At 52.3% G+C, this 24,212-nt stretch carries 23 protein-coding genes and 1 tRNA gene; 8 read left to right on the forward strand and 16 right to left on the reverse strand.

Annotated elements, in window-relative coordinates; all coding sequences use genetic code 11:
- Positions 1–11: 11 nt before the first annotated feature.
- On the reverse strand, positions 12–785 hold the full coding sequence (locus tag P0D43_RS09890) for an SDR family oxidoreductase (RefSeq protein ID WP_159569915.1): 774 nt from the start codon (positions 783–785) through the stop codon (positions 12–14).
- 55 nt (positions 786–840) lie between these two features.
- Here P0D43_RS09890 and P0D43_RS09895 point away from each other — a divergent pair, with 55 nt between their 5' ends.
- The 5 genes from P0D43_RS09895 (at position 841) to P0D43_RS09915 (ending at position 4,885) form a co-directional block, all read left to right on the forward strand.
- Positions 841–1,290, forward strand: a complete 450-nt coding sequence (locus P0D43_RS09895; protein WP_394672314.1) for a gamma-glutamylcyclotransferase family protein — start codon at positions 841–843, stop codon at positions 1,288–1,290.
- Positions 1,291–1,312: 22 nt separating this feature from the next.
- A complete protein-coding gene (glpK, locus tag P0D43_RS09900) occupies positions 1,313–2,803 on the forward strand; it encodes a glycerol kinase GlpK (protein WP_394672315.1) in 1,491 nt (496 codons plus the stop codon).
- Positions 2,796–4,307: an FAD-dependent oxidoreductase gene (locus P0D43_RS09905; protein ID WP_394672316.1), complete on the forward strand. Its 1,512-nt coding sequence runs from the start codon at positions 2,796–2,798 to the stop codon at positions 4,305–4,307. The genes glpK and P0D43_RS09905 overlap by 8 nt, the downstream gene beginning before the upstream one ends.
- Positions 4,308–4,379: 72 nt before the next feature.
- Positions 4,380–4,456: transfer RNA gene (locus P0D43_RS09910), tRNA-Arg, on the forward strand.
- Between the two features lie 63 nt (positions 4,457–4,519).
- Positions 4,520–4,885 (forward strand): DoxX family protein, encoded by a 366-nt coding sequence (locus P0D43_RS09915; protein WP_159569923.1) that lies wholly within the window; start codon positions 4,520–4,522, stop codon positions 4,883–4,885.
- Here P0D43_RS09915 and P0D43_RS09920 read toward each other — a convergent pair.
- Positions 4,872–6,134: a PepSY-associated TM helix domain-containing protein gene (locus tag P0D43_RS09920; protein WP_394672317.1), complete on the reverse strand. Its 1,263-nt coding sequence runs from the start codon at positions 6,132–6,134 to the stop codon at positions 4,872–4,874. The genes P0D43_RS09915 and P0D43_RS09920 overlap by 14 nt on opposite strands.
- A gap of 5 nt (positions 6,135–6,139) precedes the next feature.
- Positions 6,140–8,305, reverse strand: coding sequence for a TonB-dependent siderophore receptor (locus P0D43_RS09925; protein WP_394672318.1), 2,166 nt, complete (start codon positions 8,303–8,305; stop codon positions 6,140–6,142).
- Positions 8,306–8,626: 321 nt separating this feature from the next.
- Here P0D43_RS09925 and P0D43_RS09930 point away from each other — a divergent pair, with 321 nt between their 5' ends.
- Positions 8,627–10,267, forward strand: coding sequence for a 3-(methylthio)propionyl-CoA ligase (locus P0D43_RS09930; protein WP_394672319.1), 1,641 nt, complete (start codon positions 8,627–8,629; stop codon positions 10,265–10,267).
- Positions 10,268–10,307: 40 nt separating this feature from the next.
- Here P0D43_RS09930 and msrA read toward each other — a convergent pair whose 3' ends face one another.
- Genes msrA through P0D43_RS09945 form a run of 3 tightly spaced genes read right to left on the reverse strand, consistent with a single transcriptional unit; the run spans position 10,308 to position 12,248 of the window.
- Positions 10,308–10,892 (reverse strand): peptide-methionine (S)-S-oxide reductase MsrA, encoded by a 585-nt coding sequence (msrA, locus tag P0D43_RS09935; RefSeq protein ID WP_394672320.1) that lies wholly within the window; start codon positions 10,890–10,892, stop codon positions 10,308–10,310.
- Positions 10,893–10,896: 4 nt separating this feature from the next.
- The gene (msrB, locus tag P0D43_RS09940; RefSeq protein WP_394672321.1) at positions 10,897–11,400 is read right to left on the reverse strand and encodes a peptide-methionine (R)-S-oxide reductase MsrB; all 504 of its coding nucleotides are present in this window, start codon (positions 11,398–11,400) and stop codon (positions 10,897–10,899) included.
- 38 nt (positions 11,401–11,438) lie between these two features.
- Complete coding sequence (locus P0D43_RS09945; RefSeq protein ID WP_394672322.1) at positions 11,439–12,248, reverse strand: DUF1223 domain-containing protein; 810 nt, start codon at positions 12,246–12,248, stop codon at positions 11,439–11,441.
- Between the two features lie 222 nt (positions 12,249–12,470).
- On the opposite strand from P0D43_RS09945, the gene P0D43_RS09950 reads away from it, so the two are divergent.
- The gene (locus P0D43_RS09950; RefSeq protein ID WP_394672323.1) at positions 12,471–13,517 is read left to right on the forward strand and encodes an asparaginase; all 1,047 of its coding nucleotides are present in this window, start codon (positions 12,471–12,473) and stop codon (positions 13,515–13,517) included.
- A gap of 15 nt (positions 13,518–13,532) precedes the next feature.
- Here the strand turns inward: P0D43_RS09950 and P0D43_RS09955 are convergent, their stop codons facing one another.
- The 10 genes from P0D43_RS09955 to P0D43_RS10000 all read right to left on the reverse strand — a co-directional run bounded on the left by P0D43_RS09955 (position 13,533) and on the right by P0D43_RS10000 (position 23,500).
- Positions 13,533–14,201: a hypothetical protein gene (locus P0D43_RS09955; protein WP_341237181.1), complete on the reverse strand. Its 669-nt coding sequence runs from the start codon at positions 14,199–14,201 to the stop codon at positions 13,533–13,535.
- A gap of 16 nt (positions 14,202–14,217) precedes the next feature.
- On the reverse strand, positions 14,218–14,586 hold the full coding sequence (locus P0D43_RS09960; RefSeq protein WP_394672324.1) for a VOC family protein: 369 nt from the start codon (positions 14,584–14,586) through the stop codon (positions 14,218–14,220).
- Between the two features lie 26 nt (positions 14,587–14,612).
- Complete coding sequence (locus P0D43_RS09965) at positions 14,613–16,361, reverse strand: amidohydrolase family protein (protein WP_394672325.1); 1,749 nt, start codon at positions 16,359–16,361, stop codon at positions 14,613–14,615.
- Between the two features lie 65 nt (positions 16,362–16,426).
- Positions 16,427–17,494 (reverse strand): MBL fold metallo-hydrolase, encoded by a 1,068-nt coding sequence (locus P0D43_RS09970; protein ID WP_394672326.1) that lies wholly within the window; start codon positions 17,492–17,494, stop codon positions 16,427–16,429.
- A gap of 12 nt (positions 17,495–17,506) precedes the next feature.
- Positions 17,507–19,573 carry a DUF3604 domain-containing protein gene (locus tag P0D43_RS09975; protein WP_394673720.1) on the reverse strand — a complete coding sequence of 689 codons (2,067 nt, stop codon included), beginning with the start codon at positions 19,571–19,573 and terminating at the stop codon, positions 17,507–17,509.
- Entirely contained in the window at positions 19,574–19,819 is a 246-nt protein-coding gene (locus P0D43_RS09980; RefSeq protein WP_394672327.1) for a DUF3604 domain-containing protein, read from the reverse strand.
- Positions 19,812–20,816 carry a HupE/UreJ family protein gene (locus P0D43_RS09985; protein ID WP_394672328.1) on the reverse strand — a complete coding sequence of 335 codons (1,005 nt, stop codon included), beginning with the start codon at positions 20,814–20,816 and terminating at the stop codon, positions 19,812–19,814. Before P0D43_RS09985 ends, P0D43_RS09980 begins: the two co-directional genes overlap by 8 nt.
- On the reverse strand, positions 20,813–21,616 hold the full coding sequence (locus P0D43_RS09990; RefSeq protein ID WP_394672329.1) for a peptidyl-prolyl cis-trans isomerase: 804 nt from the start codon (positions 21,614–21,616) through the stop codon (positions 20,813–20,815). Before P0D43_RS09990 ends, P0D43_RS09985 begins: the two co-directional genes overlap by 4 nt.
- 7 nt (positions 21,617–21,623) lie before the next feature.
- Complete coding sequence (locus tag P0D43_RS09995) at positions 21,624–22,373, reverse strand: SDR family NAD(P)-dependent oxidoreductase (protein ID WP_159569958.1); 750 nt, start codon at positions 22,371–22,373, stop codon at positions 21,624–21,626.
- Entirely contained in the window at positions 22,370–23,500 is a 1,131-nt protein-coding gene (locus tag P0D43_RS10000) for a glutathione S-transferase family protein (RefSeq protein ID WP_394672330.1), read from the reverse strand. The genes P0D43_RS09995 and P0D43_RS10000 overlap by 4 nt, the downstream gene beginning before the upstream one ends.
- 116 nt (positions 23,501–23,616) lie before the next feature.
- On the opposite strand from P0D43_RS10000, the gene P0D43_RS10005 reads away from it, so the two are divergent.
- Positions 23,617–24,210, forward strand: a complete 594-nt coding sequence (locus tag P0D43_RS10005) for a TetR/AcrR family transcriptional regulator (protein WP_394672331.1) — start codon at positions 23,617–23,619, stop codon at positions 24,208–24,210.
- The last annotated feature ends 2 nt before the right edge of the window (positions 24,211–24,212 follow it).

Consider the following 24,212-nt stretch of genomic DNA (forward strand, 5'->3'; position numbering starts at 1 on the left):
CCTTGCCATGTTTACACCACCAGGTAACCGCCATCTACATTGATGCAGGAACCGGTGGTGTAGCTGGAAGCCTCGGAAGCCAAATACAACACCGTGCCCGCCATTTCACTGGGTTGCGCAACGCGGTTCATGGGCACATGCTGCAGCAAGGCACTGCGAATTGCATCGTTGTGTACCAGTGCCGAGGCAAACTTCGTGTCGGTTGCACCTGGCAGCAGTGCATTCACACGCACCTTCATGGGGGCACATTCCTTGGCAAAGGCCTTGGTCATTGAAATGACGGCTGCTTTGGTGATTGAGTAGATCCCTTGGTACAAGCCGGGAATCACGCCGTTGACCGATGCCACATTGATAATGCTGCCGCCGCCGTTCTTGGCCATCAACTTGCAGCCGTGGCTGCTCATGTAAAAATAGCCCCGAATGTTCACATCGCAGGTTTTTTGAAAGGCCGCCAAATCGGTGTCGTAGATTGGTCCAAAGTGAGGGTTGGTTGCGCCGTTGTTCACCAGAATATCCAGCTTTCCAAACTTGGCTTCAATTTGTTGGTACAGCGCCTCAATTTGTTCCATCTCGCCCAAATGACAAGCCATGGGCACTGCATTCAGCCCATCTGCTTGAAATTGCGCGGCAATTTGTTCGCATGCTTCTTGTTTTCTGCTAGAAATAATCACGGTGGCACCCTTGGAGGCCAGCAATTCCGCACAGGCCAAGCCTATTCCGCGGGTTGCACCCGTGACCAAAGCCACCTTATCTTGTAAATTGAACAAATCAGTTGTTGTTTTCACATCGTCTCCTTACAGGCATTTTCTAATTGTTTTTCATCTGAAAAGGTAACATCGCATGGGCTCGGAATTTGAGCAAGACGGCAAACATGTTTTTGTATACGGGTCATTGATGTATTTGCCCGTGTGGGGGCAAGTGGTGAAGGGTGTTTACCCTTGTTTGAATGCGGTCGCCCAAGGCTATCAACGCCACGCTGTGCCTGGCGAAACCTACCCGGCCATGATCGAAAACGCCGACGCGCAAGTGCAAGGTTTGGTGTGGCTCAATTTGCGGCCCGATGACGTGAAGCGTCTGGATGCTTTTGAAGGCCCCGAGTATGAGCGTCGTGAAATTGAAGTGCTGCTGAACACCAGTGGTGACACCATGAAAGCCGAGGCTTACATTTGGCTAAACGCGTCGGTATTAACAGCTGACCTTTGGAGCATAAGCCGTTTTGAAGCCGAAGGCATGCAGGCATTCTTGAATAAACACGTGGGCAACTGGAACAACACCGGGCAAAGAAAGTAACAACAAGAAAGGAGACAAACCCATGGGTTTTATCTTGGCACTGGACCAAGGCACCACCAGCTCGCGCGCCATTGTGTTCAATTCACGGGCTCAAGTGGTGGCCAGCTGTCAGCAGGAATTTGAGCAAATTTTTCCGAAAGCCGGTTGGGTTGAGCACCGGCCTGAAGACATTTGGAACACGCAGTTGGCCTGTGCACGCAGCGCAATTGAAAAGGCTGGGTTAACGCCTTCTGAAATTGCCGGCATTGGTATTACCAACCAGCGTGAAACCACCGTGGTGTGGAACCGCAAGACCGGTAAACCGGTCTACAACGCCATCGTCTGGCAGGACCGCCGCACAGCCGCCTATTGCGACAAGCTGCGAGAGCAGGGCAAAGCTGCATTGATTCGCCGAGTCACCGGGCTTGAACTGGATTCGTATTTTTCCGCAACAAAAGTGAACTGGATTCTGAACAATGTGGAAGGTGCGCGTGCGCAGGCTGAATCAGGTGAGCTGGCATTCGGCACCGTAGACAGCTGGCTGATCTGGAATCTTACAGGTGGTGCAGTTCATGCAAGCGATGTAAGCAATGCATCTCGCAGCATGGTGTTGAATATTGAAACATTGAAATGGGATGTCGAACTTCTTGAGTTGTTTGGTATTCCTGAAAGCATGTTGCCGCAGGTGTGTGAGTCCAGTGGTGAAATTGCACGCTGCGATTCGTCTGTGCTGGGTGCTGCCATTCCAATTGCAGGTGTTGCGGGCGACCAGCAAGCTGCCACCTTCGGGCAAACTGCATTCAAAGCGGGTGAGGCGAAAAACACTTACGGCACGGGTTGCTTCATGTTGATGAACACGGGCAGCGAAGTAGTTGAAAGCCACAACCGTTTATTGACCACCGTGGGTTGGCAAGTCAATGGCAAAACAAGTTACATGCTGGAAGGCAGTGTGTTCATGGGCGGGGCAGTGGTGCAATGGCTGCGCGACGGTTTGGGCATTATTGAAAAGTCAGCCGATGTGCAGGCATTGGCCGCCAGCGTGCCCAGCACCGATGGTGTGTGTTTGGTCCCCGCATTTGCGGGTCTTGGCGCACCCCACTGGGACCCGTATGCTCGGGGCACTTTGGTGGGTATGACGCGGGGCACCAGCAAGGCACACATTGCGCGCGCAGCCTTGGAAAGCATCGCACTGCAAACAGTCGATTTGGTGCAGGCCATGCAACGTGACGGTGCCAAGCCGCTAAGTGAATTAAGGGTAGATGGCGGTGCATCCAACAATGATCTGCTGATGCAGATTCAGGCTGATTTATTGGGCGTGCCAGTGGTGCGCCCCACAGTGACCGAAACCACCGCATTGGGCGCGGCCTACCTGGCTGGCTTGGCCGTTGGTGTGTTTGATACGGAGGAAAGCCTGCTGGCCAATTGGCAGGTGGATGCGCGTTTCGAACCCAAAATGAGTATTGATGAACGGGGTGCCTTGCTTGACCGCTGGCACCGCGCAGTAGAACGTTCCAAAGGATGGGCAGATGCTTAGTCGTAAAGAGCACCTTGATACTTTAACAATCAAGGCACAAGAGCAATATGAATGGGACGTCATCGTGATTGGCGGTGGTGCCACTGGCTTGGGCAGTGCGGTAGATGCTGCAAGCCGTGGCCTGAAGGTGTTGCTGCTTGAAGGACACGACTTTGCCAAGGGCACCAGTTCACGCGCTACCAAGCTTGCGCATGGTGGTGTGCGTTATTTGGCTCAGGGCAATTTCAGCCTGGTCAAAGAGGCGCTTGAGGAACGTGGACGCATGTTGGTGAATGCGCCGAACCTGGTCAAACCTTTGGCGTTTGTCATTCCTGTGCGCAATGTGTTCCAGAAGCTGTTTTACTGGATCGGCCTGAAAATGTACGACATGCTGGCGGGCAAGCTCGGTGTTGGGCCGACCACCATGGTGAAGAAAAATGAGGTGTTGCGCGCTGTACCCACCATTTCGCAACACAAACTGCATGGCGGTGTGCGTTACTTTGACGCGCAATTTGACGACGCACGTTTGGCGATTGCCTTGATGAAAACCTTGCACAAGCTGGGTGGAATGGCGATCAATTACATGCCGGTAACCGGGTTTGTAAAAAACGCAGAGAAAATAAATGGCGTGCAAGCCCGCGATGAATTCAGTGGCGAGACACTGACTTTCAAGGCCAAGGCTGTGATCAATGCAACCGGGGTGTGGGTAGACGATATTCGCAAGCTGGACTCAGCCGACTCCAAGCCCATGCTCAGCCCCAGCCAGGGGGTGCATGTGGTGGTTGATCAGCATTTTTATCCGGCCAAGGAAGCATTGCTGGTGCCTAAAACCAGCGATGGCCGTGTGCTGTTTGTGGTGCCGTGGTTGGGTAAAACACTGATCGGTACCACAGACACGCCGCGCACTGACTCCCCTTGGGAACCGGATGCCTTGCCTGAAGAAGTGGATTTCATTCTGGAAACGGCAGGGAAATACCTGGCCAATGCCCCCACACGCGCCGATGTACGCAGCGTGTTTGTGGGATTGCGACCCTTGGTGAGTGCTGGTGGTGAAAAGCAAAATACCAAAAGCATTTCAAGGGAACACACTGTGATTACAGCAGCAAGCGGATTGGTGACGATTACCGGGGGCAAGTGGACCACCTACCGCAGCATGGCTGAAGAAGTGGTTGATTTGGTGTGTGAGCAGCATGGTTGGGCACACAAACCCACCCGCACCCGCAACATGCGCCTGGAGGATGATTTGCCCATGCGCAAGCCTGGTTCGGCCATTCACGAGAATCTTGATTTGAATGAAGCGGAAATTGCGCAGGCCGTGCTGGAAGAAATGGCGGTAACCATTGAAGATGTGCTGGCACGCCGAAGCAGGGCGCTTTTTCTGGACAGCAATGCAGCCTTGGCCTGCATGAACGAGGTTCGATTTGTGCTGCAAAACGAGCTGCGTTACAGCGATGAGGAACTGGATCGCCAGGAAGCCGAGTTTCGCAAGCTGGTTGCCCAATATGGCTTGAATTCGGTTTCTTGAAGTTTTTTGTAAAAAGTGGGGTTCGGTGCTTGCACCATGGCAATGTTTCATGCATAATCTCGCTTCTTCACTGCGGCTGTAGCTCAGCTGGATAGAGTACTTGGCTACGAACCAAGGGGTCGTGGGTTCGATTCCTGCCAGCCGCACCAGTTCAAGAAAAACCCCCGCTCAAAAGGCGGGGGTTTTTTGTTTTTCAACTACCCATTAAACACATGCCACCAATTTCCGTACTTGTCGTCGCCGGTTTTTTCATTGGCGCAGGCATTTTGCATTTTGTGCTGCTGGATTTTTTCGCCAGCATCGTGCCGCCCTATTTGACTAATCCAGATGCGCTGGTTCAGGTCAGCGGTGTTTTTGAAATTCTGGGTGGCATCGGCATTCTGGTTCAACGCACCCGCACCTGGGCTGCTTATGGGCTGATCGCGCTGTGTATTGCGGTATTGCCCGCGAACATTCACATGGCAATGAACCCTGATCAGTTTGCAGAAATCCCCGTGGTGCTTTTGTACTTGCGCTTGCCGCTACAAGCCCTGATTATCTGGTTTATTTGGCGAACCACCCGTGTCAGCGCACCTTGACGCGGTAGGCTGCCACTTTCCGCTCAATCCGGTGTGCCTGCGCACGCCGTTTTTTCAGCCAGACTATGACGCCAGTCACCGAGAGTACGGCAACCATCACACCAATTACGCACACGAAAAGTCGATAAGGCAGTCCAAATACATTGGCCATGTGTAGCCCTTGCAGCCAGTTGCTCACCGTATTGCCAGCGGCATCGCCGCTTGGAAACGAGGCCCCAAGAAATGCGCCGCTTGATGCATCAATGACAATTTTCGTTTTGCCAGCACCCGGAGCAGCGTCGTATACATCCTCGCTGGTGTGCACCCGGTAAATATAAATATTGCGTTTGCGGTTCAGAAAAAGGCTGTTTTCGTGGTTGATCGTGAATCCCCGCTCAACTGACAAGCGATTCAGTTCGTATGCGGCTGCCGCATGGGCGGCACGCCAATCAAGTGTGCTTGCAGATTCGGTTTTTGGTCGGGCAAAATTGTTGTTCTCACTGAATTCGAACGCCAGCGACATCACCGGGTTGTAGACCTCTTGTCGCAAATTCAGCATGACGCTTGACCATGCAAAAACCAGAAGCATGAACCAAAGCCACAGGCCGATACAACGATGCAAATCCAGATTGATCCGGTATGCACCACTGTGCCATTTAATGAGCCAGGCCGGTTTCCAGCGTTTCAGGAATGGCCGCTGCGCGCGCTGAAAGCGGGGCAAGGTGAGAAACAGGCCGATGAAACAATCCAGCGTCCAGATCAGTGCAATTGCGCCGAATAACCACGCGCCCCAAGGCTCTGGCAAGGCCAGCGAGGAATGAAGGCGCCACAGAAACGGAATCAGGTTTTCCCAATGAATTTCGCCATTGGATATGAATTCACCCCATTGGCGCCGACCCAGTTCTTCGCCGGTGGCTGGATCAACAAACAATTGATCTGCGCTTAGTTTGAAAGGTTGCCCCGTGTCAGGGTTGATTCGCGGCGTTAGCCAAAACATGGCTGATTGACCTGGATGCGGTCCCAATACCACCTCACTCACATCGGCTTTCGGTTCCAGATCCTGAACGTGTTCACGCAGTTCGAAAGGATCAAGTGGAGCAGGAGAAGGTATGTCGGCTGAAGGGGTCGCGACAAACAGGTGTGGGTTGAGGAGCACTTCAAGATCATGCTCAAAAGCCAGCAGGCTGCCGGTTAAACCGGCAAGCAGCAAAAAGCCGGCTGTCATTAATCCTGCCCATCGGTGCAGTTTGGTGAAAGCCGGCTTAAGCACTGTGATTAGAAGCTGATTGAAAGAGACGCTACAACAGAACGCGGTGCGCCGGGGTGCGCAATTGCAGTGGTGCTGGCACGTGCAATGTAGCGTTCATCGAACACGTTCTTCAGGTTCAAACCTGCCTTCATGTTTTTCCACTGGTACGAAGCGCCCAGATCGAACACCGTGTAGTCATCAAGCTCAACAGTGGGGTCGAATTGGGTGGTGCTTTTTCCAACATATCGAACGCCGCCGCTTACGCCGAGCCCAGCCAGTGAACTGGCCTGGTCGAAATCATACTTCAACCAAACACGCGCCACGTGGGGAGCCACGCCGCCCAATTGATTACCAACATCCGAGGGGTCGCCTGCATTTTCAAGCACTTCGGTGTCGGTGTAAGCGTAGCTTGCGATTGCCTTCAACTGCCGTGTCAGGTTGCCGGTAAGATCGAATTCAATCCCGCGGCTGCGTTGCTTCACGCCAGGGAAATAGGCTTCTTGGCCCGTGGCATTGAAAAGCCCTTCATCAAACACCGCAACGTTTTCCTTTTCAATTTCGAAAATTGAAACGGTGCTGAACAGGCGTTCATTCAAGAATGAGCTTTTCAGGCCCACTTCAAATTGCATGCCGGTTTCTGGATCCAGCGGAACACCATTGACATCGACTGCGAACGCAAATTGTGGTCTGAAAGACTGGCTGGCACTGAAGTATGCAGAATGCCGGTTCGACAACATGTACAGCACGCCGCCACGTGCGGTAAACGCGCTGTCTTCAACGTTCGCTGACGAAACGCCACCGGAACTGCCTTCCGTTTTTACGTCATCAAAACGACCACCCAACAGCAGCTTTAAGCGACCGTCTTCAAGCAGCGACATTTGATCCTGCACGTACATGCTTGTCCAGCTTGTGTTGCTCAAGTCAGGGGTTTTGGTCTGATTGGCAGGGGGATCGAAATTGATATTCGGGTTGTCTGAAATCGCGTAGTTCGGCGTATTGGTTCGGAACCGCAGGAAATCCGTTTCCTGCTTGATCAGTTCCAGGCCAATCAACGTGGTGTGGTCAACAGCCCCAGTGGAAAACTTTGCAGTACCGTCCAGCACGAACTGGATTTCGTCATCCCTGCGGTCTTCATTTTGATAGCGCATTCTTAATTCATCGCCTGAAACGCTGCGTGCACGCAGTGCTTCGTTTTTGTTTTCTGCGCGGTGAAACTGAAGCTGGTTGCGAATGCTCCAGACAGGGCTGATGGTGTGGGACAACTGATAACCGGCGTAGTAGTCTTCGTTGGTGCGTCCCGCCAGGTCGGGATCACCGAAAAACGCGCTGTCGGCCACCAAGGGCTTCCCGTCTTGTGAAAGGGGAATGCCGGTGTCATAAGGTTGTGTTTCTTTCACATAAGAAAAATCGAACAGCACTTCTGTTTTATCCGACAGCTTCCACAACAGGCTTGGCGCAATAGCCGTGCGTTCCAGTTCAATAAAGTCACGGAACGAATCACTGTTGGTGTACGCAAAATTCAGGCGATAAAGCAGGCTGCCATCGGTGTTCACAGGCCCGGTCAGGTCGCCAGAGGAACGAAGGAAGTTGTAATCCCCCACCTGTTGCTCAAACACAAAGCCACGCTGCGCCTGTGGACGTTTGGTGACGTAATTGACCACGCCGCCAGGCTCGAGCGCACCGTACAAAATTGATGCGGGCCCCTTGAGCACTTCGACTCTTTCAACGTTGACCAGATCAACACTTCCCGCAATCGTGCTGCGAAGACCGTTGCGCAACAGGCTGGGTGACTCGAAACCACGAATGATGGGCAACACTTCGCTTTGTGCGTTCAGTGTATTGCCAGCCTGTTGAACACCGCTGATGTTCTCGTAAACGTCTTTCAGGTTGACAGCCTTCTGATCTTCGATAACTTCGCGTGGAACCACCTGAACCGAAGCAGGGGTTTCCATGATTGGCGTGTCGGTTTTCGTGCCAGTTGCGCTGCGTTTGGCTGCATAGCCAACCACCGGGCTAGTGGCCGTTTCTACATCGAGTGTCGCCGTGACGCTTACCTCAGGCAAACGGGCGTCTTGTTGGGCGTGAACCGTGCCGGCAAATGAAGCACCAAGCATTGCGATTTGAATGGAAGCAGTCAGAACTTTCAGGCGCACTTTGGTCGAGTGCGCCTGAGTCATTGTGTTGTTTTTCATAGGGGGCTGATTGGCTGGAAGTTGATGGGTTAATGAAAATAAGTGCTGTTCTAAAAAATACACGAATATCAGCCGCAGTTTTTAGTGATTTTTGATAGTGTATTAAAAATAATAATGATTCGCAATAACTAATTGTTTTATTAATGCCATTAACAATTCAAAGCAACTTACAAGTAGAAAATTGCGCATGAATGATGCAGATCCCTTCACAGGGGCAACAAAAGCGTTTCGCGCTGATTGTGGGGTAAAGTAGAACGAAGATTATGCTTCTCTGGGTTACACTTTACAAAAAGTGGGCCAACAAACGAGGAGACAAAAACAATGTTGAAGCCAGGTCTGATGATGAAGCAGGAAATGCTGCTTTCTTCAATTTTGGTACATGCTGAGCGGTTTTATGGCGGGCAAGAAGTGGTGGGCCGCCGGGTAGAAGGCGATTTGCACCGAATTACATTCAAGGCCATGGCCGCGCGCGCCAGGCAACTGGCCAATGCACTGCACGCCTTGAATATTCAGCAGGGTGAAAACATTGGTACCATTGCCTGGAACAGTCACCGCCACATTGAAATTTACTATGCAGTGGCGGGCATGGGTGCTGTTACTCATACTTTGAACCCCCGATACACCCCTCAGCAGTTGATTTACATAATCAACCACGCGCAAGACACCACCATTTTTTTCGACCTGACTTTTGCGCCGCTGATCAAATCCATTGCACCGCATTGCCCCAGTGTTAAAAACTGGATTTTGCTGATTGATGAAGACAAAATGCCAGCCGAGCCGCCCGTGGCCGATTTGTTGAATTACGAGGTTTTGCTGAAGGCCCAAACTGATGCGTATGTGTGGCCCGAGTTTGATGAAAACTCGGCCTGCACCCTGTGCTACACCTCGGGTACCACCGGCAATCCCAAGGGCATTTTGTATTCCCACCGTTCAACCATGCTGCACGCCATGATGTCCAATTGTGCCGATGCGATTGCATTGAGCAGAAAAGACATCATCCTTCCAGTTGTACCCATGTTCCATGTGAATGCCTGGGGCTTGCCCTATGCCGCATTGATGACAGGTTGCAAACTGGTCATGCCCGGCCCTCAGCTGGATGGCCCATCAATTTACGAGCTGCTTGAAAAAGAGCAGGTGACGGTTGCTGCCGGTGTGCCCACCATTTGGCTGGGTTTGATTAATCACATGAAACAAAATGGACTTGCGTTCAGCACTTTGAAGCGCTCGCTGGTGGGTGGTTCGGCTGTGCCCGTCAGTTTGATTCAAGCCTTTGACGAAATGGGCGTGGAGTTGATGCAGGGTTGGGGCAGCACGGAAATGTCGCCCTTGGGTACTGTGTCCAAACTGAGCGGTGATGAGCGCAATTTGCCCAAACAAGAACAATATGAAATTGTTGCCAAGCAGGGCCGCACCATTTTTGGCGTTGACATGAAACTGTTGGCGGAAGACGGAACCGAATTGCCTTGGGATTTTGAGCAAAGCGGCGAATTGCATGTGCGTGGCCATTGGGCATTGCATGAATATTATGGTGGTGATGGTGCCAAAGCCTTCAGCCAAGACGAAACCGGCAAACGCTGGTTCGCGACCGGCGACGTGGCGCGAATGGCACCAGACGGTTTGATGCAAATTACCGACCGCACAAAAGATGTGATCAAGTCGGGCGGGGAGTGGATCAGTTCAATTGATCTTGAAAATATCGCCATGTCGCACCCTGCAGTGTTGCAGTCTGCTGTCATTGCCATTCCCCATGAAAAGTGGAATGAACGGCCTTTGCTGATTATTGTGAAGCGCCCTGGTGCGGACATTAGCAAACAGGAGTTACTGAATTTCTACGAAGGACGAATTACAAAAATGCACATTCCCGATGACGTGGAGTTTGTGGACGCCATGCCAATAGGCGCAACAGGCAAAGTGCAAAAGTCTGAACTTCGGGAACAGTTCAAGGGCTTGAAGTTTTCCTAGGTGTAGTGAAATCCAGGGCGGCTCAACGAGACGCCTTGGCTCACCACAACTCTTCAAGGCGTTTGTCCCGACCACAGCCATTGCGGTAATAACCATACCGAATCGGGTTTTTGGTGTAGTAGTCTTGGTGATATTCCTCGGCGGGATAAAATTTGATCATCGGCGCTACTTCGGTGTAAATGGTCTTGAATTTCCCACTGGCTTGAAGCTTGGATTTGCTGGCCTCTGCAATTTTTTTCTGTTCGTCGTTTGAGTAGTAAAACCCGCTGCGGTATTGCGTGCCACCATCGCAAAACTGGCGATTTTTTACGGTGGGATCAATGGTTTTCCAGAAATACTCCACCAATTGGCTGTAGCTGACTTTGGTGTCGTCATAGGTCACTTCAACCACCTCGGTGTGGTCCGTACGGCCTGCGCTGACCACCTTGTAATCCGGGTCTTTGTATTGCCCACCGGCATAGCCTGAAATCGTTTTTAAAACACCAGGTACTTTGTCGAAATCGGCCTCGGTACACCAAAAGCAGCCACCACCGAACACAGCGGTTTTTGTTTCAGCCTGTGCACCGGTCACAGCAAGCAAACTCATCGCCTGGGCCAGTGTGATTTTCAGTTTCATTTGTTTCATTGTTTTACGCCTTACGCACTGCGGGTAATGTTTGACCTTCGGGCACAAAAGCCAGGGCCAGGCCATTGTTGCAATAGCGTTTGCCGGTTGGGGCAGGGCCGTCGTCAAACACATGGCCCTGGTGGCCGCCGCAATTGCTGCAGTGGTATTCCGTGCGGGGCAAGATCAACTTGTAGTCTGTTTTGGTATTCAGTGCGCCTTTGTTGGCATCAAAAAAACTGGGCCAACCGGTACCACTGTCGTATTTGTATTGGGAAGGAAACAGCGGCTGGTTACACGCTGCACACACATAAGTGCCTTTGCGTTTCTCGTCATTCAAGGGGCTGGAAAAAGGGCGCTCGGTGGCCTCTTTAAACAACACGTTGTATTGGTCTTTCTTGATGATCTTTAGCCATTCGGCTTCAGTTTTGTTCAATTTGTTCATGCTGGCAATTGTGCTTGAAGGTTTTGCGATCATCAGTCCTGCGCCAAGTGCGGCAAGTCCTGCTAACAGGGTACGGCGTTGCATGGTTATGTTTCCTTTTCAATGACTCAATCAATATTTAGTTAGCTGCATTGGCCCAAGGCCTTTGGTGCATTCAACGCCTGAAGCACGGTATTGGATTCATTGTTCTCGAGAATGACACCAATGCCCACGTTGCTTTGGTTCCAGTCAGCCGGCACGGTGTGGCTGAATACCTGCACCTTCGTAGCGAGCGACACTTTTTTCGGTTCACTCAAGTGTCGCACCACGCGGTCATGCTTCAACAATTCTCCGCGATTTTCGCCTGATTTCACTTGCTGGCTTAAGTTGTCTTCATAGAACGCCAAAAACACGCGTCCTGCTGAGTACCGTTCGTCAAGCCATTCGGTTTTTACTTTGATTTCGACCTGATTGGCCGCCTTTCGTTCAAGTGAAACTTGCAGGCCCACGGGTGCTTTGTCTTGTTGCATGGCTGCCAATCTTTGTGGAATCAGCCCCGCCTGTCCCCAACGGCGAACTTCACGATTCGAAAACACATATTGAGGTGTGTAAATTTGGCTCACATTGCCTGCCCGTTTGTGGGCGTATTGCCGCTCTGTGAACTGCTTTTTGGAATAGGGGTCTTGCCAGCCAATGTAATTCCAGTAATCCACGTGAAATGACAAAGCCAGAATGTGCTTTGAGCGCTCCGGGCTGCTCAACTGGCTGCTGAGCCAACGGTCGGCAGGTGGGCAGCTGCTGCAGCCTTCTGAGGTGTAAAGCTCAGCCACGATCATCCGTTCAGCAGCGCTGGTCCAAGTGCAGCTGCCTTGCTGGGCAAGGGCGGATGTGCCGGCCAAACCAAGAAACATCAATGTGCCTGTGCCAACCATGAAGTTCAAGCCGCTTGTCATACAACCCCCTGGCTGCTGCGTTCTAGTCAGGAGAGTATTCGCCAGGCTTCACGGAAAGGTTACATGGCAGTGCTTAGCAAATTCTAGGATTGTTAACAACTGTGGCAAGTCCTGTGGCTACTCCGACTAAGTGACTCATGGGTAATTTATTTACCCTGATAGAGTTAACCTGCCTCGAAACACCAAGTATCGGGGTGAGTTCCATAAAAAAAGGAGATTGGGATGAAATTCAAAGCCTTGCTAATGTCAGCCTTGCTGACAAGTTCTTTCGCTGTGCATGCACAGGACAAACCCGTGGTGCAGTTTATCGCCACTGGCGGCACCATTGCCATGAAAATTGACCCCGTAAAAAATGCGCCCGTGCCTGCCATTTCCGGTGAAGACCTGTTGGCCACTGTGCCTGATGTGGGCAAGTACGCCAACATTCAGGTCAAGAGCTTGTCCAATGTGCCTTCCGATTACATGGATCCGCCGCGCTGGGTTCAGTTGACCAAGGAAGTGAACGCAGCACTGGCTCGTCCGGAAGTAGCCGGGGTGATCGTTTCTCACGGAACCGACACACTGGAAGAAACTGCCTTCTGGCTTGACTTGACGGTGCGTGCTGAAAAGCCGGTGGTGTTGATTGGCGCCCAGCGCAACGCCTCATCCTCGGATTTTGACGGTCCACGCAATCTATTGAATGCAGTGCGCATTGCTGTGGACGCACAATCCAGAAACAAGGGCGTGATGCTGGCCATGAACAACCAGATCAACGCCGCCCGTTATGTCACCAAAACCCACACGCAGAACGTTGAAACCTTTCAAAGCGGTGCGTTTGGCTTGATTGGTGAGGTTTATCCAGACCGCGTAATTTACGCGAGCACACCACTGCGTCGCCAAACATTCCAGTTGATGGAGGGCCCCATGCCTGACGTGGAAATTGTGGCCATGTACGGTGGTGCCAATGGCGCGGCATTGCGCAATGCGGTGGATCGTGGCGTGAAGGGTATTGTGGTTCAGGCATTGGGTATGGGCAATATGAATGTGCCCATGTTTGAAGCCGTGCAATATGCCTTGTCGAAAAATGTACCCGTGGTCATTTCAACACGTGTGCATCAAGGTCGGGTTATGGCCAACTACGGGTTCGTAGGCGGCGGCAAAACCACGTTTGATGCCGGTGCAATCATGGCGGATGATTTGTCACCCCAGAAAGCCCGCATTTTGCTGATGTTGGCTTTGCAATCGGGCATCAACAAAAAGGTAGATCTGCAGCCTTTGTTTGACCGATAAGTTTGACCAATAAGTTCACACAATGTGTGCCACTGGAAATGTCATCTGAAACTGGGTGATTTCCAGTGCCATCAACACCTCATTGAGATCCAGATCCGGAAAGGCATTGCCCAGATTTTGCATCACATGCACCTTTGCAAATCGGGCCTTGCCTTTCGCGCTGGGACTGTACATAAACTCTTTGCCTTCCCAGCGTTGACCCAAGGTTTTCATGAAGCCGGGAACCAGGCCAGTGTGAATCGGGAAGGCGAAGCCTTTGCCCCGATAGGCCAGTTCAAATTGCGGAATGTCATCTTGATGAAGGCTGATTTCTTGTAGATTTTCGGGTCCCTGTGCAACATCAAAGTTGCACAGGTTTTTTGGAATACCCCAATTGATCCGGCCATTCTTTACACTGCTGGCGCTGCTCACCACAATATTGCTGATGGTCAGCAACCTTTTGTTGCCAAGTTTTTCGCTGAATTGCGCGGTGCCTGGTACATAGAGCAGTTCTTTGTATGGGCCTGCGTTGGAGTGGGTGTAGTCCACATACATCAGTACACTGACGGAGCTTTTCAAGCTGTCGCGAATATCCAGCGGAATTCGTTTGTCAGCCATCAATTTTTCTGCCTTGCTGCGCATGAGCACAATCAGGCCTTTGCCAGTCAATGTCCAGGGTGCAGGTACATCTTCAACGTTGTTCAATTGGGTATTCAACGGGTCAGCCCATTTTAAAAATGTTCATCTTGTGCCCATCGGGCGTGCGGAAATAGGCAGCGTAAAAACCAGGCATGCGCTCGCCGGGTTCGCCTTCGCAAGTGCAACCCAGTGTTTTTGCATGGGCATAAAACTCGTCGACCTGTGTACGGCTTTGAGCGCTCAGTGCCGCCATGGTGCCATTGCCTGCGTTGGCAGGCTGACCATTGGCCGGCTTTAAAAGACCAATGAAAGGGCTGGCCATGCTGGTGCCCCAGAAAATACCGTGCGGCAGTTCCAGAATGCGTTTGGCGCCCAGCGGTGCAAACAGTTTGTCAAAGTATTCACCGCTTTTGGGCAGGTCATTGGTGCCCAAGGTAATGTATCCAATCATCGTACTTCTCCGTGGATTTTTAAAGTTCAGGTTTTTGCAGGCAAGAATTGCCCGTAACCCATTTCTTTTCCGAGCTCGGGCACAACACCCTCGTTCTCGATTGCTATCTTGCCATTAATCAGCACATGTTTTACCACGCCAGGGTTGCGGTTCACCAAACGTTGCAAGCCGAAGTTTTCCATGTCGCCCCAACTGACCTGTTCCAGGTTCTGTTTGAGTGCATCCGGGTTCAACACCACCAAATCGGCGCGGTCGCCTACCCGAATTTTTCCCGCCTCAATACCAAGCCAGTCGGCCTGTTCACTGGTTAGCCGCCACACGGCATGTTCCATGCTCATAATGGGCTTACCCTCTTCAATGGTCTCTTTCACCAGTTTCAGGAAACGCAAGGGCAGGTTGTAAAATTCCATGTTGCGAATATGTGCACCGGCATCGCTGAAGGTGATCAGGGTGTTTTTGTCCTGCACCAGTTCGCGGATTACCTCGCGCTTGTGGTTACCCACCGTGGTGTACCAGCGCAGCTGGCGGCCAAACTGCACCACCAAATCCAGAAACAGATCGACCACATGCACCTTGCGGGCGCGGGCTACTTCGTCAAAGTTTTTGCCCACCAGGTTTGCGTCGGGGCATTCCAGAATAATGGCGTCACCGAAATCGCGTTGCCATACGCGCGGGCTGAGTTTTTGCCCGTAAAACTTGCGGAACTGGCGGCGGTAGTCTTCGTTTTGCAACAGGCAGTTGCGCTCTACTTGCGTGCGCAAATCCAGGGCCATTTCACCGGCACCAAATTCCTCGAAAAACACCACATCAATGCCGTCGGCATACACGGTGAATGGTGTGGGCAACAATTGCCAACGGAATGCACCGCCCAGCCAGTTCACCACGCGGCTTGAAATTTGCGCCATGGGGCGCACGGTTTTGTTGCCTTTCAGATCAATGAGCGCAATCAGGGTGGTTTTCAAGGGTTTGCGAATCCAGCCCAGGGTTTCAATCAGGTATTCAAAAATTTGCAGCGGGTTGGCTGCATTGGGCGCGCCTTGGTGCACACGGCGGTACTTGCGCAAAAGTTTGTTCAGGCGTCGAAGCTCGCCCCAGCGCGCATAGGTGCTGGGCAGGCTTTTCGACCAGGCGCGATCACCGTCAATTTTGTCCCATTTCAGGCACATGGTGGAAAGGCCCAGAAAACCCGCGTCCAGCGCTTCGGTCAGCGTGGCTTCCATCTGCTGCATCTGGGCTTCAGTGGGTTTTATTTTTCGATCTGTCGAGTCCAGCAAACCCATGGTGCCCACGCGCAAATCGCTGTGGCCCAGAAATGAAATCAGGTTGGGTCCCAAGGGTTGTTTTTGTACAAACTCGACCCACTGACGCGGCGTACTCCAGGTTTTTTTCTCCTGAAGAATGGGCAGTACCTTTTCTCGGGGTACTGTTTCTACGCGTGTGAATATATCGGATGCATCTTCGGCTTCGCTGCAGATCATGCTGAGCGAACAACTGCCCACCAACACCGTGGTCACACCGTGTCGAACAGATTCAGACAGGCTGGGGGCCACAATCATTTCGGCGTCGTAATGGGTGTGAGTGTCCAGAAAACCGGGGGTGATCCAGTGGTCCGTCGCATCAATTACTCTGGGGTTGCCTTCAAACTGTAGTGGGGCTTCGCTGACCGCAGCAATTCGGCCGTCTTTAATACCGATGTGGCGCAGGGCGGAAGGGCCGCCAGTGCCATCAAAATAGCGCCCACCTGCAATGACTACATCGAATGTCGAAGCTGCCATGATTTGTCTCCATTTCTCATTTTTTTCAAATGTAACAAGAAATCTTGTCGAATTGGAGAAAACTTTCACCGACGATCGTAGATCACCTCTTTATTGCCCACCGGCAGACTAATGAAATCGCCATCTTCCCCGATGCGGAAGGGACCTTTGAAAATATCGGGGGCCTTGCCCAGAAATATTTCCCGCAACGGGGGCAGAGGCAAAGGCGGCACAATGTGGCTCAATACCACATGGCCCACCTGCGCCTGCTGCGCCAGCACGGCCACATCCAGCGGGGTGGCGTGGTAGTTGGGAATGTCCGAGAAAATTTTGGCCAGTTTGCTGCGATTGTTCTTGATGGCGGTTTCCTGCAATTTAGCCACCAGTTCCGGGCTCAGGGCCTCGTGCACCAACAGGTCGGCATTGCGGGCAGCGTCTTTCACTTGCTCGTCGCTGGCAGTGTCGCCACTCAGCACCACGGTTCGGCCTTTGTAATTGATTCTGTAACCCACAGCCGGTGTGATCGGCTGGTGATTCACTGCAAAGGCCTCGATGAGCAAGTCGGGCTGTTGCAATACTGTGGTGTAGCTTCCTTTTTGTACCGTGAATTCATGCACGTTTGCACCCGCCAGTTCTGGTGGCATGGTGGCCTCACCATGGTGGGCTGTGCGGTAGCCGGTGTCTGCCGTGTAAGCAGTTTTGAAGCCGTCTAGCACCGCGGAAATGCCAGTGGGCCCATGCACGGTCAATCGTTGGCCTTCGGTGTGCTGCGCCCAACGTGTCATGAGAACTTCGCCCAGGCCGTCGATGTGGTCTGAGTGAAAATGGGTAACAAATACACCCTTGAGTTGGCCTGTTGAAAAACCCATGGTGGAAATTTGCTTGGCCGCTGCGCTGCCTGCATCAAACAGGAACATGTCCTTGCCAGCAATTACCAGGGTGCAAGGCGCTGCGCGGTCAGGGTCGGGAAAGGGGGAGCCTGTGCCGCAAAGCCCAACGTGCAAGCCATCGCTTAGCGCGATCAAGGGGTCTTGCATGCGTTTGTTGGCCACTTTTTCTACGATGGCCAACGTAATTTCACTGCGCTGAATGTACGCCACAGCTGCACCTGCGGCGATTAAGGCAACAACGCCAATCAACAGTTTTTTGACCATGATTCTTCCTTGTTATTGCTTGCTGCTTTCAACCCAGATGGGCGAGCTCCAGGCGCGTTCCTGTTGCGTAATGAAGCGGAAGTCTCCGCGGAAATTGCCCGGCTCACCTTCGATTCGGCAACATCCTTCAAACCCAGCAAATCCACTTTGGGCCGGAAACAATCCGTTGCCAGGTTGCAGTGCTTCACACTGAACTCCCTTGGCAGTACATATTTTGGTGGTCCAGCGGCAAGCGTTGTTTTCAAGTGCTCGAGCGTAGTAACTGGCACCTGTATTCTTGTTGTATTGGGTGTCATGAAACACTGCGCACATTTGCTCTGGGCCTTGTTGTTGAATACTGCAGTCGGCGTTGGGCTGCGGTGCGTTGGCATTTTCTGCAAGTTTAAGAACCTGTTGCTTGAGCTCCCCCTTGGAATCTGCCCAGGTTTTAATGAGTTCAAGGCGCTGCAAAGGGATGCCTGCCTCTTCGCCGCCTGGGTCCTGAATGGCGTAGGCCACAATGTAGGGTCCACCACCTTTCACATTCAGTGTGCTGCCCATGGGTACACCGTCCACCAAACCTTCTTCAATCGGGCTTGCACCTGCGGCCAACTGTTCGCAAATATTGTTGGGGAAGGGCTTGCTCGATGCCAGTGTACGGATGCGCATGCGCGAACCCGAGGTCGCGAACGTTTCGCGCCGCTTCAATGCGGCAAAAATTTCCTTGCGGGTGTTTTCTCTCGCCCACACGCCAGCCAAACCACCTGGTGTGAAGTTGGAGGCGACTGGATTGAATACACGTTCTTCGCAGTTGTCGGGATCTGCGGCGGACTCGGTGCTGAATGGCAATTTGAATCCGGTGATTGAATCTGTGGGAAGTGGTCGTTGTTTGCATTCCCAGTTACCCAATGCTTCGTGGGGTTCATCATCCAGCACACCACCGTGCCCAGAGTTTTTTGAGAATTTTGTTTTGTCAGTGTTGCCGGCAATGCCATTGTGCGTGTCACTTGAACCAATGAAGCCGTATTGGTAGGGGTTCACGCCCAGTTTGCGTTGAATGGCGCTGCCTTCAGGCAATACATTGCGCGCGTAATCCAGTGGGGCTGTGCAGTCGGCAGGGGTTGATCCACCAATATCGCTACCTGTGCATTGGTCAGCGGCGTGAATGCTTTTTCCAGTGCCTTGCAGGCGGTTCACTTGGCAAAACAGCGGGTCGTTGGGTTTGCCTTTGCATACCTTGGCACATTCTGCGGGGTCGTCAACACCACCTTTGCATAGCGTTTTCCATTCTTCGAATCCACAGCCTGATTCCTCACCGCCGGTCAGGCCTTTGTTAAAGCCAGTGATACATTCGCTGGCACCTTTGTGTTGAACAATCTCGAACAGGCGGTCAAAGGTGTTGCGCAAAGTGGCGTCGGCTGCAGTCAGTGTTGCGTTGTTTCGCGCAAGCGGCAAACCGGTGTCGGACTGGCGGGCACGCGCAAAGCGGCCATCGCTTTGATTTGTACTGTGTGGAATGGTGACCACATTGCAGCCTTCAACATCCAGACATTCAGTTTTAAGTCGATCGAACAAACCCCATTCGTCATTCGTGTTGTCGGTGGTTGGAAGAGGGGGAATCGAGCTGATGACGTTGGCGGGCACTTGAGTGCCTTCGAAAATCACATTGCGGTGAAGTACTTGACCGCCTTTGTTGGATGAGAACTCATAGCCGTTGAACGTGGTGAATTTGCAAGGCTGGTTTTCGGCATTGGCCACAGCCTGAATTTCCTCCCACGTTCGTGTGCTGGGTACCCGGCTACCCGCACTTGTAATCAGTTGAAGGTAAAGCGGCACGTTGCCTGTGATGAATACCGACACATTGTCCCGAATCAACTGCCCCAAGGCGCTACAGGCCGGGTTGGTTCCGGCGGGTACATTGCCTTGAAGCTCACAAATATTGGAGAAGGTTCCCAGTTGTTCGGCGTGCTCGGTGACCGCCGCAAAATCGAGTGGTCGACCAATGTTGATTTGACGCATGGGTGTATCCGGATCCTCACCCGATGGCAAAAATGCATTCTCGCCTTTGGCGAATTGATAGGCCTCGCGCGGGCCGTTGATTTAATTAAAAAAGTAGGCGTCAAACGAGAGCTTGGTGTGAATATGCAGATCACCAAAAAAAGCCTGTTTGCGAATGCTGCTGCCCAGGCATTCCACATCGTCGGGCCGCTCGGCTGGAGTAACCGTTGTAGAAGTACCAGATTGTGCAACGGTGTTGTTGTTGTCGCCCATGCATGCAGACAAGGTGAGGATCAGCCATGCTGACAAGACGGGATACAGCCGCGCACGGCCCTGTTGATTAAACATAACTGTAAATCCTCTCGACGGTCCAATACAGCGCGGCGCCACCCATGCACAGGGTGAGTGTGTGTTGTGCAAGGCGGGACCAGGTGGGCAGGTGGGTTTTCTCAAGAAATGCAAAAGTGGTGGCAAGCAAAGTGACAATCCACAACTGGCCAATTTCGATCCCCAAATTGAACAGCAAAAGCGTGCTCAACAAAGCATCTTCTGGAAAGCCTCGCTGCTCCATGGACAGCGCAAAACCCGAGCCATGCAGTAAACCAAAGGCCCCCATCAACACGAGATGAGCCCAGCTGGATTTGCCTGGCACCTCTTTGCGAATCAACTCCCATGCAAGCCAAAGTACGCTCAATGCAATCCACGCTTCAATGGCGCGCGTGGGTACTGCAATCAAGCCGAGCACCAGCAGGGCCAAGGTCAGGCTGTGCCCCACTGTGAACAAAGTGAATTGTCCAATCAATTGGCGCAGTCGCTGTCTGCGTTTTTTCCAGAGCAGGTACAAGCCAGCGACAAACAACACATGATCCCAACCAAATACGATGTGTTCAATGCCAATGCCGAGATATTCCAGTGGTGCAGCGGTGGGGGTTTGTGAACCCAGTGACGCTTCAGTTTGTTTGGGTGTCAGCACCGATTGAACGCGACTACCGTTCAGTGGCGTGGCCAATACAATTAAATCGGGTGCCAAGCGGGTGAATCCATTGGCCTGTAGCCGGTGATTTTTTAAAGCGCTGTTGCAGTGAAACTGTCCACGCTGAATAACCTCGGCATTGTCTTCCCATTCTGTGTTGATATTGCGCAGCTCACAGCGTGGTTCAAACTTGAAATCGATCGGGGGTACTTTGCCATCAGCACTCACGGTGCGTTTGAATACCAGTTGACCATATCCTTGTGATTCCTCGTGCAGTACCAGTGCAGATGTCCCCATTTCATGGGCCTGCGCCGGTACACCAAAGCCCAGCCACAAGGCGAACAATCCAGCGAGAAGTGCGAACGGCCTCACTCCGATTCCTTGATGGTGTACGTTGAACGCAAGGCAGCCAGGCCAGCAGCGTTCACTGTTTCGCGCTGCGCTGCCATCAGGTCGGATCGCAACTGATTGCCTGCCTGCTCAACAGTCATGGTGTGGCCCTCATGCCGGTCTAGCACCTTGAACAAATGCACCCCAAGGCTGGATTGAACCGGCGCTGACCATTGCTCAAGTGGCAGCTCCAGCAAAATTTTGCCGACAGGTGAGCCCATGTCTTTGATGATCTGGTCTTTGCTCACCGGGCTTCGATCGGCTTGCAAAGGAAAGGGGTCTGATTGCACTGCTTTGCCTTGACCCAATTCCTGGCGAGCGATTGCAGCCTGATATACGGCTTCGTCTCCGCGTTTGCCCCGGCTAAAAAAGTGATGCTCAAACCGCACGGTTTGTTCGGTTTGATAGCGTTGTGGATTTTGCTGAAGCCAAACCTCAAGCTGCTCTTGCGTGGGTGGAGCCACTGGGGTCATGTCCTCGAGCAAAAAGCGCATTTTTTGCACCACACGCCGCTTCACGATTAAATCGTCTTTGTCCAGTCCAAGTTTCAAACCCTCTCGATAAAGTATTTCCTCATCGATGTAGGTTTGCATGGCATGGTCAAAGGTCGATGTACCCTTTGTTTGGGCACCTGCCTGCAAGGTTTGCTCTCGAACAAATGCCCGCTGTGCGCCGGTAATCACCAGTTCGTTACTGGCGGTAGGTTCGTCGCTTTGCCATTCCAGTAAGCCGATCAGCGCAGCCACAAACAGAAATCCAAACACGGAGAAGGAGGTGCTCATGTCTGGTTTACTTCATGTAGCGCCACACACCCGAGGGCATGTTGGCCAGCAATGGCTTGAGCAATTTCCAGGGGTAAGCTGGAACAACACCGGTGCTGCGACGCTTCTCAATGTGTTGCGCCATTTCCTTTGCTGCTTGCTCTGCGGACACCACGAAAGGAAATTTGTCCATGTTGTCAACAATGTCTGTTTTTACAAAACCAGGCAAAATTTTTGTCACGTCAATTTTGTATTTTTTCAGCTCAATGGCGGCAGAATCCAGATACATCGAGAACGCCGCCTTGGTGGCGCAATAAGCCGCCTGTTTTGGAATGGGCGTGAGCGAAGCCAGTGAGGAAATTCCGACCAGCTGACCGCCTCCGGCCTGTTTAAACCACTCCACTGCAGCATTGACGGTGGCAATGGCACCCAGCAAATTGGTTTGTATCAATCCCAATTCTTCATTGAGTTGACCTTTGCCGATACTCGTTAACTTGTTCACTCCCGCATTCACGATCACCACGTCAACCTGGTTAAGGTGGCTGAACAAGGTATGCAGCACTGGACCCACCGTGTCGGTTTGATTCACATCCAGTTCAATTACTTCAACCTGCAGATTCTGGCAACCAGGCAGCAACACAATTTCTGCGCGCAGCGCTTCAAGTTTGTCGAGCCTGCGTGCAGCCAAGCCAAGGTTGTAGCCGCGCTGGGCGAATTCCAAAGCAAGGGCTTTTCCAATGCCCGACGACGCTCCGGTGATGACGACTGTTTTGCTCAAGCTACTTTCTCCATGCGTTGTTTCGACAGCGAAGTGACTGCCACGGTCAGTGCCCTGCGTTCCACGCGGGGCAAATCCAAATTGAGTATGTGTTCGGCCTGGTGTTGCCTGAGCCAGTCGCGAACGGCATGCTTGTCGCTGTCTGCCATCTGCTGGTAACAATTCAGGGCACGTTGCAACATCCAGATCATGTAGGGCAATGCACCACGCTTGAAAGGTTTGCCGCCCATGGTTGAGCACACTTCACCGATTCGTCTGGGCAAACGCTGATTCAAACCGTGTTTTGCCGCGTGTTCAGTAGCCAGGTCGCCTACGCTGGCCACCATTGGAATGAATTCATCAAAAATTGACCTAAATACCGGATTCAGCGTTGCTGGAATTTCATCATTGGGCAGTAGATCAAACTGGGCATGCGAGGCCGCATCTTTCATCCGCTCCAGCCAGGCGTGCAAATGTTTTCGAGGCTCAATCAGTTCGCGTTTGGGCCAAGGGTCACGGCCCAAATGACCGTACATGGTGCCCACCAAGCCGAAGTCGCCCAGGGTGGGGCGTGCGCCGAGTAAAAAGGGAAATTGCTTGAAATGCATGTCCAGTGTGTCGAGCATTTGGACAGTCCATTCATTCATGGTGTCGTATTGCTCGGGCACAATGCCAACAAAAGGCAGCATGCCTTTCAGCATTTTCGCAGGTCGTTGGGCGGCTTTGTTCTGAAGAAAGCGGGGCATCCAGGGCAGCAGTGCTTTCCCGGCGTCGTGCTCAAACACGGCGTAGTTCTCGGGGTAGTTCCAGCGTGTGTGCATGGCGATCGGTACCCACCACTCATCCCCCCAGGCCTCCAGCAGCATGGAGGCAAATTCCTGCACGGGCGTGTTTGGAATCACTGGGTTGTCGTGATGCAGCGACTCAATGTAATCAATGATCTCGCTGGTGTCCTGAATCCAGTCACCGGATGCAGTTTTTAGCACCGGCATGACTGCCGCGCCGGTTTTTTGTTTGATGGTGCGCGTCAATGTAAACAGGTTGACTGCTTTCAACGTGTGGTCCACCTGCTTGTAACGCAGATAACACAAAGCCTTGCCTGTGAAATAGGACAGGTGCCAGCCATAGAGCGTGTAGTTTTGTCTCATGTCGACCCATTTGGTAGGGGTTTTGATACTTGATTAGAACATTAATATTTACAGTGTGTCAATTTCTTTAAAGCTGTGGCACACTGAGCAAAGTTTCACCCTATTGATACCGCTCAATGACCTCAAGCCAAACCCAAGAAAAGCGCCCTTATCTGGGCAAAAACGATCGAAAAAAAGCCTTGTTGCACAGCGCGGCTGAATTGGTCGAAGACGCTGGGTGGGGTGTGCTGAACATGAGCGCACTGGCCGATCGCGCTGGTGTTAGTCGCCAGTTGGTTTATCAACATTTTCCGAATCTGGAAAGCTTGTTGGGGGCCACTGCCTGGGCAGTGTTCACCGACACCATGCAAGGTACAGCGCAGGCCATTGCCAATCATCCAAATGACTTGAAACAGGCCATTCGCGCTGCTGAACTTGTGTCTCTGGATATGCCTTTCGGAAAAGGCGATGCCTTGTGGCAGTTAATCGCCGGGTCGGGGTTAAATTCGCCTGAACTGGAAACAATTCGATTGGGTATTCGCGACGTCATTTTGAAGTTGTGGGTGCCTGCGATTCGCAAGTCGAAGGGACTTGACGAAGCAGCAGCAACCAGCCTGGTCTGGATGGTCATTCTCTCGTTTTGGGGAATTCGGCAATTAATACGCGACAAGCTGGTGACCCGCGAGCAAGGCATTGCGCAGTTCGATCTGCTGCTCGATCACCTCATGTAAAG

Source organism: Limnobacter sp., from assembly GCF_043511195.1.
Taxonomy (GTDB): domain Bacteria; phylum Pseudomonadota; class Gammaproteobacteria; order Burkholderiales; family Burkholderiaceae_B; genus Limnobacter.

Coding starts and splice junctions, on each gene's coding strand:
- P0D43_RS09950 (WP_394672323.1), top strand. CDS start 12,471: ATGAAATTCAAAGCCTTGCTAATGTCAGCCTTGCTGACAAGTTCTTTC.
- P0D43_RS09945 (WP_394672322.1), bottom strand. CDS start 12,248: ATGACAAGCGGCTTGAACTTCATGGTTGGCACAGGCACATTGATGTTT.
- P0D43_RS09980 (WP_394672327.1), bottom strand. CDS start 19,819: ATGTTTAATCAACAGGGCCGTGCGCGGCTGTATCCCGTCTTGTCAGCA.
- P0D43_RS09905 (WP_394672316.1), top strand. CDS start 2,796: ATGCTTAGTCGTAAAGAGCACCTTGATACTTTAACAATCAAGGCACAA.
- P0D43_RS09960 (WP_394672324.1), bottom strand. CDS start 14,586: ATGATTGGATACATTACCTTGGGCACCAATGACCTGCCCAAAAGCGGT.
- P0D43_RS09965 (WP_394672325.1), bottom strand. CDS start 16,361: ATGGCAGCTTCGACATTCGATGTAGTCATTGCAGGTGGGCGCTATTTT.
- P0D43_RS09970 (WP_394672326.1), bottom strand. CDS start 17,494: ATGGTCAAAAAACTGTTGATTGGCGTTGTTGCCTTAATCGCCGCAGGT.
- msrA (WP_394672320.1), bottom strand. CDS start 10,892: ATGAAACAAATGAAACTGAAAATCACACTGGCCCAGGCGATGAGTTTG.
- glpK (WP_394672315.1), top strand. CDS start 1,313: ATGGGTTTTATCTTGGCACTGGACCAAGGCACCACCAGCTCGCGCGCC.
- P0D43_RS09930 (WP_394672319.1), top strand. CDS start 8,627: ATGTTGAAGCCAGGTCTGATGATGAAGCAGGAAATGCTGCTTTCTTCA.
- P0D43_RS09915 (WP_159569923.1), top strand. CDS start 4,520: ATGCCACCAATTTCCGTACTTGTCGTCGCCGGTTTTTTCATTGGCGCA.
- P0D43_RS09895 (WP_394672314.1), top strand. CDS start 841: ATGGGCTCGGAATTTGAGCAAGACGGCAAACATGTTTTTGTATACGGG.
- P0D43_RS09925 (WP_394672318.1), bottom strand. CDS start 8,305: ATGAAAAACAACACAATGACTCAGGCGCACTCGACCAAAGTGCGCCTG.
- P0D43_RS10005 (WP_394672331.1), top strand. CDS start 23,617: ATGACCTCAAGCCAAACCCAAGAAAAGCGCCCTTATCTGGGCAAAAAC.
- P0D43_RS09990 (WP_394672329.1), bottom strand. CDS start 21,616: ATGAGCACCTCCTTCTCCGTGTTTGGATTTCTGTTTGTGGCTGCGCTG.
- msrB (WP_394672321.1), bottom strand. CDS start 11,400: ATGCAACGCCGTACCCTGTTAGCAGGACTTGCCGCACTTGGCGCAGGA.
- P0D43_RS10000 (WP_394672330.1), bottom strand. CDS start 23,500: ATGAGACAAAACTACACGCTCTATGGCTGGCACCTGTCCTATTTCACA.